The 16,106-nt window shown below is 38.0% G+C and carries 13 protein-coding genes; 7 read left to right on the top strand and 6 right to left on the bottom strand.

Features of this window, described 5'->3' with window-relative positions; translation table 11 throughout:
* Both AEQU1_RS09295 and AEQU1_RS09290 read left to right on the top strand, forming a co-directional pair.
* Positions 1-514 (top strand): T9SS type A sorting domain-containing protein (locus tag AEQU1_RS09295; protein WP_146743736.1); only part of this gene is annotated, 514 nt, incomplete at its 5' end.
* A gap of 131 nt (positions 515-645) precedes the next feature.
* On the top strand, positions 646-2,772 hold the full coding sequence (locus AEQU1_RS09290) for a M3 family metallopeptidase (protein ID WP_111880592.1): 2,127 nt from the start codon (positions 646-648) through the stop codon (positions 2,770-2,772).
* Between the two features lie 152 nt (positions 2,773-2,924).
* Here the strand turns inward: AEQU1_RS09290 and AEQU1_RS09285 are convergent, their stop codons facing one another.
* The 3 genes from AEQU1_RS09285 to AEQU1_RS09275 form a co-directional block, all read right to left on the bottom strand.
* Positions 2,925-5,093, bottom strand: a complete 2,169-nt coding sequence (locus AEQU1_RS09285) for a S46 family peptidase (protein WP_111880590.1) — start codon at positions 5,091-5,093, stop codon at positions 2,925-2,927.
* Positions 5,094-5,262: 169 nt separating this feature from the next.
* On the bottom strand, positions 5,263-6,534 hold the full coding sequence (locus AEQU1_RS09280; RefSeq protein ID WP_111880589.1) for a hypothetical protein: 1,272 nt from the start codon (positions 6,532-6,534) through the stop codon (positions 5,263-5,265).
* 125 nt (positions 6,535-6,659) lie between these two features.
* Positions 6,660-7,496, bottom strand: coding sequence for an alpha/beta hydrolase (locus tag AEQU1_RS09275; RefSeq protein ID WP_111880587.1), 837 nt, complete (start codon positions 7,494-7,496; stop codon positions 6,660-6,662).
* A gap of 265 nt (positions 7,497-7,761) precedes the next feature.
* Between AEQU1_RS09275 and AEQU1_RS09270 the strand changes: the two genes are divergently transcribed.
* Both AEQU1_RS09270 and AEQU1_RS09265 read left to right on the top strand, forming a co-directional pair.
* Positions 7,762-7,941: a DUF4266 domain-containing protein gene (locus AEQU1_RS09270; protein ID WP_111880605.1), complete on the top strand. Its 180-nt coding sequence runs from the start codon at positions 7,762-7,764 to the stop codon at positions 7,939-7,941.
* A 69-nt stretch (positions 7,942-8,010) separates the two neighbouring features.
* Positions 8,011-9,450 carry a DUF3570 domain-containing protein gene (locus AEQU1_RS09265; protein ID WP_111880586.1) on the top strand — a complete coding sequence of 480 codons (1,440 nt, stop codon included), beginning with the start codon at positions 8,011-8,013 and terminating at the stop codon, positions 9,448-9,450.
* Between the two features lie 35 nt (positions 9,451-9,485).
* Here AEQU1_RS09265 and AEQU1_RS09260 read toward each other — a convergent pair whose 3' ends face one another.
* Positions 9,486-9,986 (bottom strand): GreA/GreB family elongation factor, encoded by a 501-nt coding sequence (locus AEQU1_RS09260; RefSeq protein ID WP_111880585.1) that lies wholly within the window; start codon positions 9,984-9,986, stop codon positions 9,486-9,488.
* Positions 9,987-10,211: 225 nt separating this feature from the next.
* Here AEQU1_RS09260 and AEQU1_RS09255 point away from each other — a divergent pair, with 225 nt between their 5' ends.
* Positions 10,212-10,667, top strand: a complete 456-nt coding sequence (locus AEQU1_RS09255; RefSeq protein ID WP_111880583.1) for a BLUF domain-containing protein — start codon at positions 10,212-10,214, stop codon at positions 10,665-10,667.
* A gap of 75 nt (positions 10,668-10,742) precedes the next feature.
* On the opposite strand, the gene AEQU1_RS09250 is transcribed toward AEQU1_RS09255, so the two are convergent.
* Both AEQU1_RS09250 and AEQU1_RS09245 read right to left on the bottom strand, forming a co-directional pair.
* A complete protein-coding gene (locus tag AEQU1_RS09250; RefSeq protein WP_111880581.1) occupies positions 10,743-11,474 on the bottom strand; it encodes an SDR family oxidoreductase in 732 nt (243 codons plus the stop codon).
* A 2-nt stretch (positions 11,475-11,476) separates the two neighbouring features.
* Positions 11,477-12,496: an aldo/keto reductase gene (locus AEQU1_RS09245; protein ID WP_111880580.1), complete on the bottom strand. Its 1,020-nt coding sequence runs from the start codon at positions 12,494-12,496 to the stop codon at positions 11,477-11,479.
* 481 nt (positions 12,497-12,977) lie between these two features.
* On the opposite strand from AEQU1_RS09245, the gene AEQU1_RS09240 reads away from it, so the two are divergent.
* A complete protein-coding gene (locus AEQU1_RS09240) occupies positions 12,978-15,491 on the top strand; it encodes a heavy metal translocating P-type ATPase (RefSeq protein ID WP_111880578.1) in 2,514 nt (837 codons plus the stop codon).
* A gap of 11 nt (positions 15,492-15,502) precedes the next feature.
* Positions 15,503-15,985, top strand: a complete 483-nt coding sequence (locus tag AEQU1_RS09235) for a DUF305 domain-containing protein (protein WP_111880577.1) — start codon at positions 15,503-15,505, stop codon at positions 15,983-15,985.
* The last annotated feature ends 121 nt before the right edge of the window (positions 15,986-16,106 follow it).

The raw sequence follows: 16,106 nt of genomic DNA, 5'->3' as shown, positions 1-16,106 counted from the left end.
AATTACTTGTCCAGCAGATCAAACTGTTGATCCAGGAGCAGGTAACTTGTTCTACATTGTACCTGATTATTTTGCAACTGGCGAAGCTACTGCAATTGACAACTGTACAGACCCTGTAACAATTACTACCCAGGATCCTGCTCCAGGTACAAGCTTGTCTGATGGTGTTTACACTATTAACTTGACTTCTACTGATGAGTATGGAAACACTTCAAACTGTAACTTTGAACTTACAATTGAATCCATCCTTGGTGTGAACCAAAATTCTTTGGACGCTGGAATTGCTTTATATCCAAACCCAGCTAGCAATGTTGTGAACCTTGTTAACAAGACCAACATCTCTCTAGAGAAAATGATGATTTATGACATAAACGGTAAACTAGTAAACCAGACAAACCTTCGCACAATGCAAGGTGAAAAAGCAGTAGATGTTTCATCGCTTGCAGCTGGAGTTTATGTTGTTCAGATTATTGGTGACAACGCAAGCACTGTGAAACGCTTGATTAAAGAATAATCACCAAATAACCAACCAAAAAAGGAAACCCCTTCAGCTTTTGCTGAGGGGGTTTTTCATTTTATCACATTCAAATTAAAAAGTGCGCTAATTCCGTATCTTTACAATCCAATTCAAAATAGATTTATAGAATGAAAAAAGTAATTCCCTTTTTAGCGCTTGCCCTAATTGTTGTGGCTTGCAACAATTCCAAAGAAAAAGAAAATCCAAATAACAGTAATGAAGAGATGAACAGTACCGAAAACCCTTTGCTTTCTGAAAGTACGTTGCCCTATGGAGCACCAGATTTTTCAAAAATAAAAGACGAAAACTTTCAGCCAGCAATGATTGAAGGAATAGCACAGCAGAAAAAAGCGGTAGAAGCAATCGCCAATTCTGAAGAAGAACCCACCTTTAATAATACCGTTCTAGCCCTCGAAAAAAGTGGCGAACTTTTAAATAGGTCTTCACAAATATTTTATTCACTGGCTGGTTCAAATACAAATGAAACCCTGCAAGCTGTTGAAGAGGAGATGGCACCAAAATTTGCCGCTCAACGTGACATGATTTATTTGAACGAAAAACTGTTCCAGCGCTTTAAAACACTATACGAAAAGAAAGAAACCCTAAATCTGGATGCAGAATCTTTAAAACTTCTTGAAGAATATTATGAAGATTTCGAAATAGCAGGAGCCAATCTTTCTGCTGATGACAAGGAAAAACTTAAAGAATACAACTCCAAAATAGCTACGCTGACAACAAAATTTGGTAAAACGCTTTTAGATGCCAACAACACTGGAGCTGTAACCTTTACAAACAAAGAAGATTTAGCAGGAGTTGATGAAGATTTCTTAAAATCAAAGGAAAGCAAGGATGGCAAGGGATGGACTATTCCTTTGCAGAATACTACTCAGCAACCTTTGTTGCAATCTATGGATAACAGAGCAAGCAGAGAAAAATTATTTAAAGCCGCTTGGCATAGAGCCGACCAAGGCGCTAATGACACTAGAGAGATTATTAAGGAATTGGTGGAAGTACGCGCCCAGAAAGCACAGCTTTTAGGTTTTAAAAATTACGCAGAATGGAGTCTTCAAAAAACAATGGCTAAAACCCCAGAGAATGTAAACAAATTTTTCAGTGGACTTATTCCTGCAGCTACTGCCAAAGCGCAAGCAGAATCTGATGAAATTCAAAAAATGATTAAATCTAAAGGTGAAAATTTCACTTTGGAGCCTTGGGATTGGAACTACTATGCCGAAATGGTTCGCAAAGAAAAATACGACCTAGATGAGAACCAGATAAAACCCTATTTTGAGTTAAACAATGTTTTGGAGAAAGGAGTCTTTTATGCGGCTAACAAATTATATGGTATTACTTACAAAGAAAGAACTGACATTCCGGTATATCAGGAAGATGTAAAAGTATATGAGCTTTTTGAGGAAAACGGAGATGCACTAGGCCTTTTCTATACCGACTATTTTGCACGCCCAAGTAAGAGTGGTGGCGCTTGGATGGATAATTTTGTTACTCAATCTAAATTGTACAACAAAAAACCAGTAATATACAATGTACTTAATATTCCAAAACCTGCTGGTAACGAACCTGTTTTGTTAACTTATGACGAAGTATCTACTATGTTCCACGAATTTGGACATGCGCTTCACGGCTTTTTTGCTAACCAGCAATACCCATCGCTTTCCGGAACGGCTGTGTCTCGCGATTTCGTAGAGTTTCCATCGCAGTTCAATGAAAATTGGGCTCTATATCCAGATGTGTTAAAAAATTATGCCTTACACTATAAAACTGGCGAACAGATTCCGCAGGCATTAATTGATAAAATAAAGAACTCAGCTACGTTCAACCAAGGCTATAGCCTTACCGAAAACTTGGCTGCTTCAAACTTGGATATTCAGTGGCACACTATTTCAGCCGATAAGAAGATAGAAGACGTAAATGCTTTTGAAAAAGACGCATTGAATAGAACAAAATTAGATGCTGTCCATGCGGTTCCACCAAGATACCGCTCCACCTATTTCTCCCATATTTTTGCGGGAGGTTATGGCGCTGGCTACTATTCCTATTTATGGACCGAAATGCTTCACCACGATGCCTACAATTGGTTTGAGACCCACGGAGGCCTAACACGTGAAAACGGACAACGCTTCCGCGATATGATTCTTTCCAGAGGAAATACTTTGGAACTTGAAAAAATGTACAAAGACTGGCGCGGTAGCGACCCAAAGATTGAGCCAATGCTTAAGGCTCGAGGGTTGAAGTAAAATAGAATGTAAAAGCACGAATCCCCGAAAAGTTATTATAACTATTCGGGGATTCGTTTTTAATGAAATAACGTTTCTTTTATCAGTTCTCGGGCTGTTGAGAACTATTCAATGTTAAAGCAGATTTCAACTGTACGCAAACTGATATTGCATTACTTCTTCTTTTTACGCTTACCCGCCTCTTTTTTAGGATGAACAAGCTTTAATTCATCGATCAAGTTTTTAGCACCAGCATATTTATCCATAATAAAAAGTACATAGCGAATATCTACCATAATATTGCGAGATAGGGCAGGGTCATAGTAGTAATCACTCATAGTGCCTTCCCAAACACGGTCAAAGTTTAATCCGATTAAATTTCCTTCAGCGTCAATGGCGGGACTCCCGCTGTTTCCCCCTGTAGTGTGATTGGTGCCAATAAAATTAATAGGCATTTTCCCATTCTCACCGTATTGACCGTAATCTTTGGCTTTGTAAAGATCAATTAGCTTCTGTGGCACGTCAAACTCATAATCGCCAGGAACATATTTCTGCATTACCCCCTCAAGATGAGTTACGGGTTCGTAATAAATAGCATCGGCAGGGGAGTAGCCAGCTACTTTTCCATAGGTTACTCGCAAGGTACTATTGGCATTGGGAAAAATACGTGCATCTTTTGGGCTCAAGTCCAAGAGCGCTTTCATATAATCGCGTTCCAATCCTGAAATATTCAACTCCAGTTCTTCATATTTGGGAGCTACTTTTTCAAAATAAGTATCGGCCATTTCTTTTACTATTTGAAATCCGGGGTCGTTATTCAACTTTGCAATAACCGTTTCTGCATCACCTTCCAATAAATTTTTCGCCGAAGTATAATCTACAAAGGCAGAATTTTTATAGATATTTTCGGCCGTTATTTGTGCATTCATAGTATTAAAGGAATCAGGCAGAAACTGTGCTGGAACATTTTTCGCGTATAATGCGATTAAAGCCTCAAAAACCTCTTTGTCCACTTGCTTACTATAATCTTTATATTGGCCCTCTAGGGAAGCCACCAAATTGTTTCTTCTGTCTTCAAAAGACTGGGCGCCTCGGTTTTCATAAACCTGTTTCAGCTGGTAGGTTTGGTAGCCCATCTTTAGTAGTTCCACATTTCTTAATACGGTTTCAAGAAAATATTCACGGGTAAGGGAATAGGGTTCAATCTCTGTGTAATATTGTTCAAATTTTGGCAATAATTGTCCGTATTCCTGTTGCTTTCCTTTTTTATTTATTTGGGCAGTCAGGGCATTTTCCTGTTGTTTTTTAATACCTACGGCGTTCGATTTTTTTAGACCAAGGGTTTCGCCTTTCCACTTTTTCCAGTAATTAGCGATACGAGCATACTTGGAAGCATACTGAATTTTGATCTGTGGATCTGCACGCATATACTTATCTTGAATGGCCAAGGCAGCATCACGAATGGCTATACGCGCTGGATTGATGGAATTTATAACTTGCTCAATGGCTACAGAAGGTAAGTATTCATCTGTAGTTCCCGGATAGCCGAAGACCAAAGTGAAATCATTTTCAGCTACGCCGTCTAAAGATATTGGTAGAAAGTGCTTGGGAGTGTAGGGCACATTGTCTTCTGAATATTCTGCAGGATGATTATTTTTGTCCGCATAAATTCTGAATAGGGAGAAATCTCCTGTGTGGCGTGGCCATATCCAGTTATCTGTATCGCTACCAAATTTCCCGATTGAAGATGGTGGAGCACCAACCAAACGAACATCTTTAAAAGTTTCCACCACAAAAAGCATATACTGGTTACCTTCATAAAAGGTACGCACGCGGTTTTCCTGCCAAGATTCTTTTGGGGAAGTTTGTATAATAACGGCAATGTTTTCTTCTATCTTTTTTAGCTTATCAGCTTCACCCATTGTAGGGGTAATGCCGTTCATCACTTTTGTAGTTACATCTTCAATCCTCACCATAAAACTTGCAGAAACCCCTGGATTCGGAAGTTCCTCTTTTAAGCTCATCGCCCAAAATCCGTCTTGCAAATAGTCGTGCTCCAAAGTGGAATGACTTTGTATCTGCGAATATCCACAATGGTGGTTGGTAAGTAAAAGCCCTTGGTTGCTGATCACTTCAGAAGTACAGCCACCATTAAAATGGGGCACTGCATCTTTTAAACTTGCATTGTTTACATCATAAATATCCTTGGCGCTCATTTTCATGCCGAGGTTGGTCATTTCAGATTCATTCATTCCTTCCAAAAGCGAAGGAATCCACATACCGCCTTGTTGGGCGAAAAGTGGGACAGATAAAAAGATAAAGAGAAGACGTAGAAATTTCATAATTTTTTTTTTGAATGATAGTGTGCAAGATAATAATATAGGGGTGATTTTAGCACTATTAATTTGACTTATGGCTATGCATATAGCTATTCATCTTATAAATAGGTTTGGGTCTGTGGGAAAAATAAACATCCTTGGCTAAGGAATTCAATAGCATAGTCTGTAGGTTTTATCTACAATCAAAGCACTCCAAAAGTTCTTTGGAAAGCACTACATCATCAGAGCCTTTTAAGGGTTCGTGTAATATGCCTTGTCTGTCTATCTCTTTTTTAAATGCTTTAGCATATGCGACTAACTGCCCTCTTCTTGCAATTATATTGGTTTTAATTTCCGCTCCGTGCAGTTTATATATTTCCTTAGGCCATATATGCAATGCCTCTTCTATTGCTTGATCAGTTAAATTATTTTGTATGAATTCTGCCTGTTCTATAAAAATTTCAATTGGTATGTTTAGTAAAAAATACCTATCAAAAGGATATACCAATCCTGGAATATAATCAATCTCCTTCTCAAAAGATCGCAAGCGTGGCTGTATATTTTTGGAAGATACTATTGTTGGTATTACACCATCTGTTGAAAAAAATGCATTATCGCGGTCTCCGGGTAATGGGATGGCCAGAAATTTATCTTCCCTTTGTTGTAGCACCCATCCCCATTGTTTGGCATGCCGGTCCCAGTCGCCAATCACTAAATCGAATAAACGATTTCGAACTAATTCTTCCTTTTTAATATTTAGATCATTGCCTAATTGTTTTTTTAATTTTTGCAGTTTATCGGTGTCCACTATTTCCTTTACATTTTCTATATCTGTCCAGTTTGTAGGCCCTTCGGTTTCGTATTCAAGCCAATATAATTTATTCCCATACTTAGTATTGTATTTGCCTAGACGTTCTTGTTTGGGAACAAATACCAAGGATGGATGTGTGTGTAATATTGAAATAGATTCGGCTAATTTGGCTACTACTATAGCTCCATAGGGGTGCTGTGCGGAGATTCCATCAATAATAATATTTTCAATCCCTAGCGTTTTTGCAAACTCCGGAATTAAAGGCTCGGGATTTTTTGCCACGCTTCGTAGTGTATAGTAAATTCCTTTTGGGTTTTTTAATCGTAAGGATTGTGTTTGATGTCCCCCTCCCTTTTTTATAATGGTGAGTCCTCCATTTAATGTGTCTAAGAAAACAACAGGTACTTTTACGGGGATCGCCCATTCATCCCGATATTGCTCACCCTGCACCATATTTTTTAACATATTCCCCTCATACATTGTGGTTACTGCAATAGTTACTGAATCTTGCTCTTTAAAATTTAAAGTATTAATATTCTCGGTATTCACGATAATTTGGGAAGCGACTTTTGCCGGTGTACTCCAAATTGAAAAGTAAATGATTATTAACACAATTATAATTATACTTAGAAAGATTGCAATAATTTTCTTCATTGTAACAGTCTTAATTTAAGCGGGCAATTTATTAATTTTCTCTAAAATAATGAAATGCTTTTAAAGCGAAATATCTTATTAATACAGCGATGGAGCGAGAAAGTGGGAAATAGGGAGTATAAATATTAGCGATGTGTTGCCATAAATTGTACAATTTCGTTAAACCTTTTATTCCACGGCCAAAAATATTGCAAAATCATAGGTATGTGTTTTTTTGAAAGCACCATGGGTTCCACCTTGGGTTGAAAAGGGTGTAGCGCATCTAAAAATCTACGGCTCCCTTCCTTAATTGAGGGATATGTTTTGCTCCCCAAATACATCATAATGGGCGGTGTATTTTCATTTATATAATAAATTGGGGAAGCATTTTTCCAAGTTTCAGGATTGTTCGTCCAAGTGGTTAAATAATTATTTTCGGTTCCGGGCGGAATCTTTTGTAGATAATTATACATATCCAATCCGGCGGCATCATTCAAAATAATGCCCGAAATAGTAGTTGGATCAATACCGTATTTCGGGTTCATTGTTGCCAAAGCCACTAAATGTCCACCGGCGGAATGGCCAGTTAAATAAATACGATCAGGGTCGCCATTGTAATCGGCAATATGTTCTTGGGTCCATTTTATTGCCTCGGCAGTTTGTTGGGTCATTTCATCATAGCTCACTTCTGGGCTTAAGGTGTAATTGGGAATAACGGTAATAACGTCTTTTTTGGCGAAATTTCTTCCGAAAAAACCATAAGTATCTTTACCGCCACTGTTCCAATTGCCCCCGTGTACAAAAATTAAAACAGGCTTTTTTTCTTCAGAAGCCTTTCGCGGAGTGAACACATTTAGCTTCGGGCTATTTACAATATTGGGATTGACTTTATTGATATACGATATATCCTTGTGTTTTTTGGCTGCACAGCCTGTAATAAGAATTCCGAAAAATGAGAGAAGCAGTGTAGCCGTTAAGCGCATAATTTTTTTATGGGAAGATACCGTTTTGAATAAAGGTATTTTAATAAGGGAACGTTAAAGGAGTGTATTTTTAAAAAGAAGGTCGGTTTTAAAAAGCTTCTTTACTTTTCATTTGAAAGCTTCACTGTTTTAATTTGGTCTAAAGAGTTATTAAATATTAAACCCCTTTGAGATGAAATAATAAATACTATTTATAGTTTGATATTTAAATGCTTAACTAATAAAAATCAACGTGATAAAGAAAGGAATCTTACTGGTGTTTTTGATGGGACTTACTATTTCATGCACTGCCTTAAAGGAGTATGAAAAGATAAATCTAAATGATCCGGATATGGCGCTTTCACAGAAAAAGCAAGATAGGTTTGAGACTAATTTCCAAGTATACAGAGAGTCATCTGCGGGCGCCAACGGCGGTAAATCTGGAGGAGGATGTGGTTGCAATTAATAATTTTGAAGTAAGAGCGGAATGTCCGTAATTATACTAATTTAAAAGGAATCCCCTTTATCCAATAAAATGAAAAACCTTTTTTTATCCCTCGCATTGGTTTCATGTGGAGCCGTAAGATCACAGAAAGAACCTACTACTTATAAAAAGCGTGTATTGGAAACTGCCGAATTGGAATTTTTGGGCAGTTACTATTCACAGGATGGTGACAATGCATCAGTTACTGGTGGCATTGGCACCGAAAAACTTACCGATTATACTCCAACAATTGTAATAAGTATTCCTATTAATGCCGATGATGTTTTAACGATGGATATTGGCATTTCGACCTATACATCGGCCTCTTCCAGTAATGGCAATCCTTTTGATATTACCGGCGCTTCTGGCAATGGAAATGGAGATGATGACGATGAAGATAAGGGCGTAAATCGGCCTGCTGGCGCAGTTATAGGTAGTCCGTGGGTGGCTTCAACGGGAGCTTCTAGGCAAGATACTTGGGTTGGGGCAACTGTAGATTATTCACACAGCTCTGATAGTAGAAATACAATATATAATGTGGACGCTTCCTTCGCCAATGAATATGATTATAGCAGTTTTGGAGTTGGGGCGGGAATAACCCAATTGTTCAATGAGAAAAATACAACCTTAGGATTGAGTGCAAAGGTGTATTTGGATAAATGGAGGCCAGTGTATCCTACAGAGCTTAAAAGTTATGAAGAAGTAGATGGGCATTTGAATACCGGTTTTTTTAGGGATGTTTCTATTTATGATGAAAATGGACTGCACAGCAATGCTTGGAAACCCCTGAATGGTTTTCCCATAATAGAAAATACCTCCCGTAATTCCTATTCTATTTCATTGAGTGTGTCTCAAATACTTTCTAAAAATGCGCAAGTTTCTTTGTTTGTAGATTTATTGCAGCAAAAAGGTTGGCTCGCCAATCCGCTGCAACGGGTCTATTTTGCCGACAAGCCTAATTTTTTTATTGGGAATATTGCCAGCATTCCAAACTACACCTCTCCTTCAAACACGGATGTTTTCCAGTTGGCCGATGATATAGAGCGGTTGCCATCGTCACGCTTTAAAATACCTATTGGGCTTCGTTTTAATTATTACGTCAATGAAACATTTGTTTTGCGAACTTACTATCGCTATTATTTCGATGATTGGGGGGTAAGTTCACACACTGCAAGTTTGGAGATACCTATTAAATTAGGGAATTCTTTTACGTTATATCCATCCTATCGTTATTACCAACAAACACAAGCGGATTATTTTGCCCCTTTCGACCAAAATTTATCTACATCTGAGTTTTATACTTCAGATTATGATCTTTCAAAGTTTACTGCCAACCAGTATGGTTTGGGGATAGGGTATACAGATATTCTTACAAAGTTCCATTTTTTTGGTGCTGGTCTTAAGAGTATTGACTTAAAATATAGTATTTACAAACGCAACACTGGGCTTAGTGCTTTTATTATTTCTGGTGGTTTTAAATTTATACTTTAAATGAACGGTTAAGGGACCTGCGTAGATATCCCTTTTCAATATGCAATAGAAACAATTTTTAATTTTTTTGCATTTCCCCCTAATTGAAATGGCACTTCATCACTCACTTTATGGCCGGTAAGCGCTACTGCTATTGGTGCCACAAAAGCAATTTTACGTTGGGCTACATCGGCTTCGTCAACACCTACAATTTGAAAAGTCTGGGGAGTTGGAGCGGGAGCTATTTTATAGGTAACTGTAGCTCCAAAACGCACTTCATCTTTTGGTTGTGAAGCAGGTTCTAGAATTCTTGCAGAAACAATGCGTTCATTTAGCAGGTCCAGTTTACCGTTCAATACGGCTAATTCAATACGCCTTTGCTGTTCATCGGTAGTGGCAAGGGTTGTGCGTTCTTGTTCCAGCTGTTCCCGCTCGGTATGTAGCAGTTTCATTCCATTCGGGGTAACATAATTGGTGGCTCCAGCTGGCAGTGCAGCACGGGGTGGAATGATGGGGGTTTCTTCTTGGTCTCCTTCTTTTACAAATCCTCTGCTCATTGTTTTTTTTTAATTAAAGATACTTATTTTTTGAATTTGATTCTTCTACTGCTTGGGTTTGGGGTACTTTTCAATTTAAGTGTTAGCCACATTTTATCGCAAAATGATTTTTCTTTTATAAATCCATTTTTTTATAACTGCCTGTATTAAAACATTTAACAGGGCTTTATAACAGTTCGAAAAATAGAACGCTTAACTTTATAAGAATCTAATTATAAAGTAAGAATGTTGAATTCCATTTGCTATATCAGTAATTCCAGAATCCTTTTTGATAAGGATCTACTGCACCTATTTTTTGATCTTATAAAAAAAAGGAATGACGCAGTAAAAATCAGTGGTTTATTGTTATATCACGACGGAACATTTGTACAGGTATTGGAGGGAGACCCTAGTGCCGTCGAGGTAGTTTTTTCAAAAATAAAAAAAGACGGTCGCCACAACCAAATAACAATAATGATAGATCGGGAAATACAGCACAGACATTTTACGAAATATCAAACTAGTTCTATATCTTCAGGCAACGATTTAGAATTGCGAAAGTTAAGAACTAGAGTAAATTTGCCAAAAGCGTCTTCTTATACCAAGAGCCTTTGGGCAGTTTTGAAGCCATTTTATCTAGATCGCCCACCAATACTTTACGGATACGGTTTACAGGAGCTTGAGAATAATTTTACCGTATGATTATTCCATTTAGTAAAACGGTTAAAATTTTACAAAGTCGCATTAATTTTGCTTGTTAAATTTTTACTTTTTTAGCTAAGATTTTCCAGTTGGCTTAATTAGCAGCTCATTTATGTTTACTCCGTCTGGCTCACTGAGGGCATATACTACTGCCCGCGCGATATCTTCTGATTTTAGCTTTGGTTCGTTCTTACTGTAATCTTTATCGTTTAGTAATTCCTTATCAGTAATATCATCACGTAAATCGGTTGCAACAGTACCTGGCTCAATGGAGGTTACTTTAATGCCAAATTCTGGTGAAAGCTCCATCCGCATAGCACGGGAAAGTGCAATAATTGCAGCTTTGGAGGCGCCATAGACGGCACCACCTTTATACAATTCTTTTCCATCCACCGAGGCTATGTTTACAATATGCCCTCCGTTTTGCTTTTTCATATACGGCAGTACGCCATCTATCATTCGCAAACTGCCTTTTACATTTACCTCAATAGTTTGAAGCCATTCCTTGAGATGACGATTTTTAAGATAGGATAAGGGCATCACTCCGGCGGAGTTTACTAAAATATCCACTTCCTCAAAATGATTATTTATGGTTTCAAAACCTTTATTTACACTTTGGCTGTCCGCTACATCTATTTCAACTGTTATGCTTTCACCGACCAATCGTTCCTTTAGTTTTTTTAGCGCTTCCATATCACGACCTGCCAGTGCCAATTTACAGCCTTTTTCAGATAATTTCTCTGCTATGGCTCCGCCAATACCACCGCTGGCGCCTGTTATAACCGCTACTTTATTTTTTAAATTCATTATTATTGTTTTGACATTGCTAATTCTTGTTCGGCTATTGGGGTTTGGGCTTTATCATAAATAAGTCCTTCTGCTTTTAATTCCTTCCAAAAATCGTTGGGAATATCTGTTTTCCATGCTTTCACATTATCGGCTACCTGTTCTATTTTACTCGCCCCAGGAATAATGGAGGCAAATTCGTCTGCAGCTAATACAAAATGCAGGGCTGCCGTAATAATATCGATACCGTGATCTTTTGCAATAGCAGCTATTCTATCGCGTTTTTCCTTCATTCCTTTGGGAATGTGTTGCTTATAATTATAACGATCTCTACCAGCAATGAATCCTGAGTTATATCCGGCTCCAGAAACTAATTTAACACCATTTTTTCTTGCTGCAGGCAGTAATCTATCTACCGCATCTTCATGTTCTAAGATAGAGTATTGGGTTGCTGAAAGACAAATATCTGGATCTGCCGCCTCCATACAATCCAAGATGGGCCGTATTTTATTAACCCCCATTCCCCAAGCTTTAATAATGCCTTGTGAGCGATAGTCTGATAGTACTTTAAAAGCTCCCTTTTTCGCAATTTCCATATGATAGTCGTAACGGTCACCCACTTGGTCTTCAGAGAGATCATGTACATATACAATATCTATGGAATCTAATCCAGTTCTTTCCAAACTTTCATCTATAGAGCGTTTCACGGCATCTGCTGAATAATCGTGCTTATAGTCAAAGTTTAGTGGATTTTGCCACATAGTAGGTGGTACTTTATCTTCCGCTACTTTGTTAAAAACTCGGCCTACTTTTGTAGAGAAGAGGAAATCATTCTTGTTTTTTTTGCTCAAAAATTCCCCAAACCGGCGCTCACTTTTGGTCAGGCCATACCAAGGAGAGGTGTCGTAATAACGAATACCAAGATCCCACGCCTTATTCAATATATGTTGCGCTTGTTCATCGGTAATATTTTCAAAACCAGTACCTATAGCTACACCGCCTAATCCTAGTTCGTGTTCTTTTTTTATCTCTAATTTTTTCATAATAATTAAATTTATCTAACTAATCTTAGAAACTTCCAAGCCAATTATTTTATATCATTTGATTCATTTCAATATAAATAGTTCTCATTATGTAAGTCGTTAAGGAAAGGTTATATTTTAATAGTAGCGGTGTGTGGAACACTTTTTTATGAGTTTTTTGGCTGGATACATATTACAATTAACTATATTTTTGGAATTAACTCACCACCTTAAATATTTCTTTAATTGAGATACTGAAAATACTTTCTGTGTATTTTGACATACCGTTTTTTATTGCAGAATTCAAAATCTGTAAAAACGGTAATGAAACCCATATGCGGAATTGTGTAAGTATTAATCAGTTTTATACGAATAAAGTTGGTTGGGGAAAACTAACTTTGTGTATTAATTCTGAAAAGGGAATAATGGCACCCATTATCTAATAAGTGTCTTTTTAAAAGTACTGCAACAGAAATGTCATTAAATTTTAAAACCCAATAAAATGAAACATACCTATCATATACACGGAATGACCTGCAGCGGATGCAGAAGCCACGTTGAAACCACCCTGTCTGAAGTAGAAGGTGTATCACAAGCAACGGTCAATTTGGAAAAAGCCGAAGCAACCATCGAAATGGAAACTCATATTCCAATAGAAAAATTTCAGGAAGCCTTAAAAAATGATGGCGGACGTTATACCATTCACAAATTGGGAGAACAGCACCACCATTCAGAAGCTAAAAAAGAGGAAAAGCCAAATGGAAAAGGAACGGGCACTTTTTATTGCCCAATGCACTGCGAAGGCGATAAAACCTACGATAAACCAGGAGATTGTCCCGTATGTGGCATGGACTTAGTAGAAGAACAAAACTTAGCTACCAGTGCAAGCGAGCAATGGACCTGCCCAATGCATCCCGAAATAGTAAAAGATGAAGCAGGAAGCTGCCCTATCTGTGGGATGGACTTGGTGCCTATGAAACCCGACCAATCTGCAGAGGAAAAAACTTATATCAAGCTTTTAAGGAAATTTTGGCTGGCGGTAGTTTTTACAGTGCCAATTTTCTTAATCGCAATGAGCGAAATGATTCCAAACAATCCGTTGTATGATTTGATGCAGCAGAAATATTGGAACTGGGTTCAATTCGCATTATCTATTCCCGTGGTATTTTATGCTACTTGGATGTTTTTTGAACGGGCTTACAAAAGTATCAAAACGTGGAATCTAAATATGTTCACCCTTATCGGAATTGGTTCGGGGGTGGCTTGGCTTTTTAGTGTTTTCGGGATGTTTTTTCCAGACTTTTTCCCCCAGCAATTCAAAACAGAATTTGGAGCAGTCCACGTTTATTTTGAAGCCGCCACGGTTATTCTAACCTTGGTTTTAATGGGGCAAGTGTTGGAAGCTCGTGCGCATGGTAAGACCAATTCTGCAATCAAGGAATTATTAAAACTCGCACCTAATAAAGCTATTCGTGTAAAGGACGGAAAAGAGGAGGAGGTTGCTATAGATAAAATTCAATTGGGCGACATATTACGTGTAAAACCAGGAGATAAAATACCCGTGGATGGCAGCATAACAGATGGGCATACAACGGTTGATGAATCAATGATTACAGGGGAGCCTATTCCCGTAAATAAAGTTGAAAACGATAAGGTAAACAGCGGGACCATAAACGGCAACCAATCCTTTTTGATGAAGGCCGAAAAGGTAGGGGCAGATACGTTGCTGTCACAAATTGTTCAAATGGTGAATACTGCCAGTCGCAGTAGGGCGCCAATCCAAAAATTAGCTGACACTGTATCTGGCTATTTTGTTCCCATTGTGGTACTTGTTTCAATCATCACATTTGGTGTGTGGGTCTTTTTCGGCCCAGAACCTGTGTACGTCTATGCCTTTGTAAATGCTATTGCGGTTCTTATTATTGCTTGTCCGTGTGCTTTAGGATTGGCAACGCCAATGTCCATTATGGTGGGCGTGGGGAAAGGGGCACAAAACGGCGTGCTTATAAAAAATGCGGAGGCCTTAGAGAGGATGGACAAAGTAGATACACTTATAATAGATAAGACGGGAACGATTACAGAAGGAAAGCCCACGGTTGAAAAAATTGGTGTGTTTGGAAATGATTTTTCTGAAAAAGAAGTATTGCAATACATCGTTTCACTTAACAGTAAGAGCGAACATCCTCTTGCCGAAGCCATTGTAAAATACGGAAAGGAACAAAATAATGGCACAGAAAATTCAGGATTAAACACTGAAAATTTTAGTGCCGTTACCGGAAAGGGAGTGGAAGGAACTGTCAACGGAAAAAAAGTGACTTTAGGAAATGTAAAGATGATGGAATATGCCAAGGCTGAACTAACATCAAAAATGGAAACTGAAGCACAACATTTTCAAAAGCAAGGAAAAACAGTTTCTTACTTGTCACTTGGAGGAAAAGTTATAGGATACGTTGTAATTAGCGACAAAATAAAACCAACCAGCGCCAAAGCCATCAAAGCCCTCCAAGATAAAGGGATTGCAGTTATTATGCTTACTGGTGATAACCACGATACCGCCCAAGCAGTAGCGAAGCAATTGAACCTTGCAGATTTTAAGGCAGGAATGCTACCGGAAAACAAACTGGAAGAAGTAGAGAAATTACAGAAAAGCGGCAAAATCGTGGCAGTGGCTGGCGATGGCATCAATGATGCACCGGCCTTGGCAAAAAGTGATGTGGGTATTGCAATGGGAACAGGTACCGATGTTGCAATAGAAAGTGCTATGATTACTTTAGTAAAAGGCGATTTGCACGGCATTGTAAAAGCACGGAATCTGAGCGATTCAGTAATGAAGAATATAAAGCAAAACCTATTTTTCGCTTTGGCGTACAACACTTTGGGAATTCCAATAGCTGCGGGAGTTTTATTTCCCGTTTTCGGTTTATTATTGTCACCAATGATTGCCGCTTTGGCTATGAGTTTTAGTTCCGTATCGGTTATTGTAAACTCTTTGAGGTTGAGAAATGTTAAACTTTAAATACTAACACTATGGAAAATTCTAATCAACATTCCAAAAACAACAATTACACAAAATTTATTTTAATGCTTGCAGCTTCATTTGTTGCTATGTACATAACAATGTACTTAAACACCTATGAAATAGATCACGTTTATTTTAGCCTGACGCGATTTTATATGTCTTGTTTGGGCATTGCTGCAATGGCCGTTATTATGTGGTTTTTTATGCGTAATATGTACCAAAACAAAAAAAAGAATATTGCCATTCTCTTGGGCAGTTTCGTTCTGTTTGTCGGAGCTCTTGGTTTGGTTAGGGCCCAAAGTCCAATTGTTGGCGACGTGCTTTATATGAAAGCGATGATTCCACATCACTCTATTGCAATTTTAACGAGTAAAAGAGCTGCTATAAAAGATCCTGAAGTGAGAAAGTTAGCAGATGGAATTATTAAGGCACAGGTTAAGGAAATCGCCGAAATGAAAGAATATATTAAACGCTTGGAAGCTGAAAAATAATTTAATTTTTTTACTCGATCTGGCGATAATCCTTCTCGTGCAAACATTTACTCGCAAACTTTAAAGTTGGATTAATTCAACTTTCTCCAAATACAAATTGAGGTTATTAAAACAAACCATT

This window comes from Aequorivita sp. CIP111184, assembly GCF_900489465.1.
Taxonomy (GTDB): Bacteria; Bacteroidota; Bacteroidia; order Flavobacteriales; family Flavobacteriaceae; genus Aequorivita.
The sequence above is the reverse complement of the archived record's forward strand: the minus strand, read 5'-3'. Positions and strand labels throughout refer to the sequence as shown.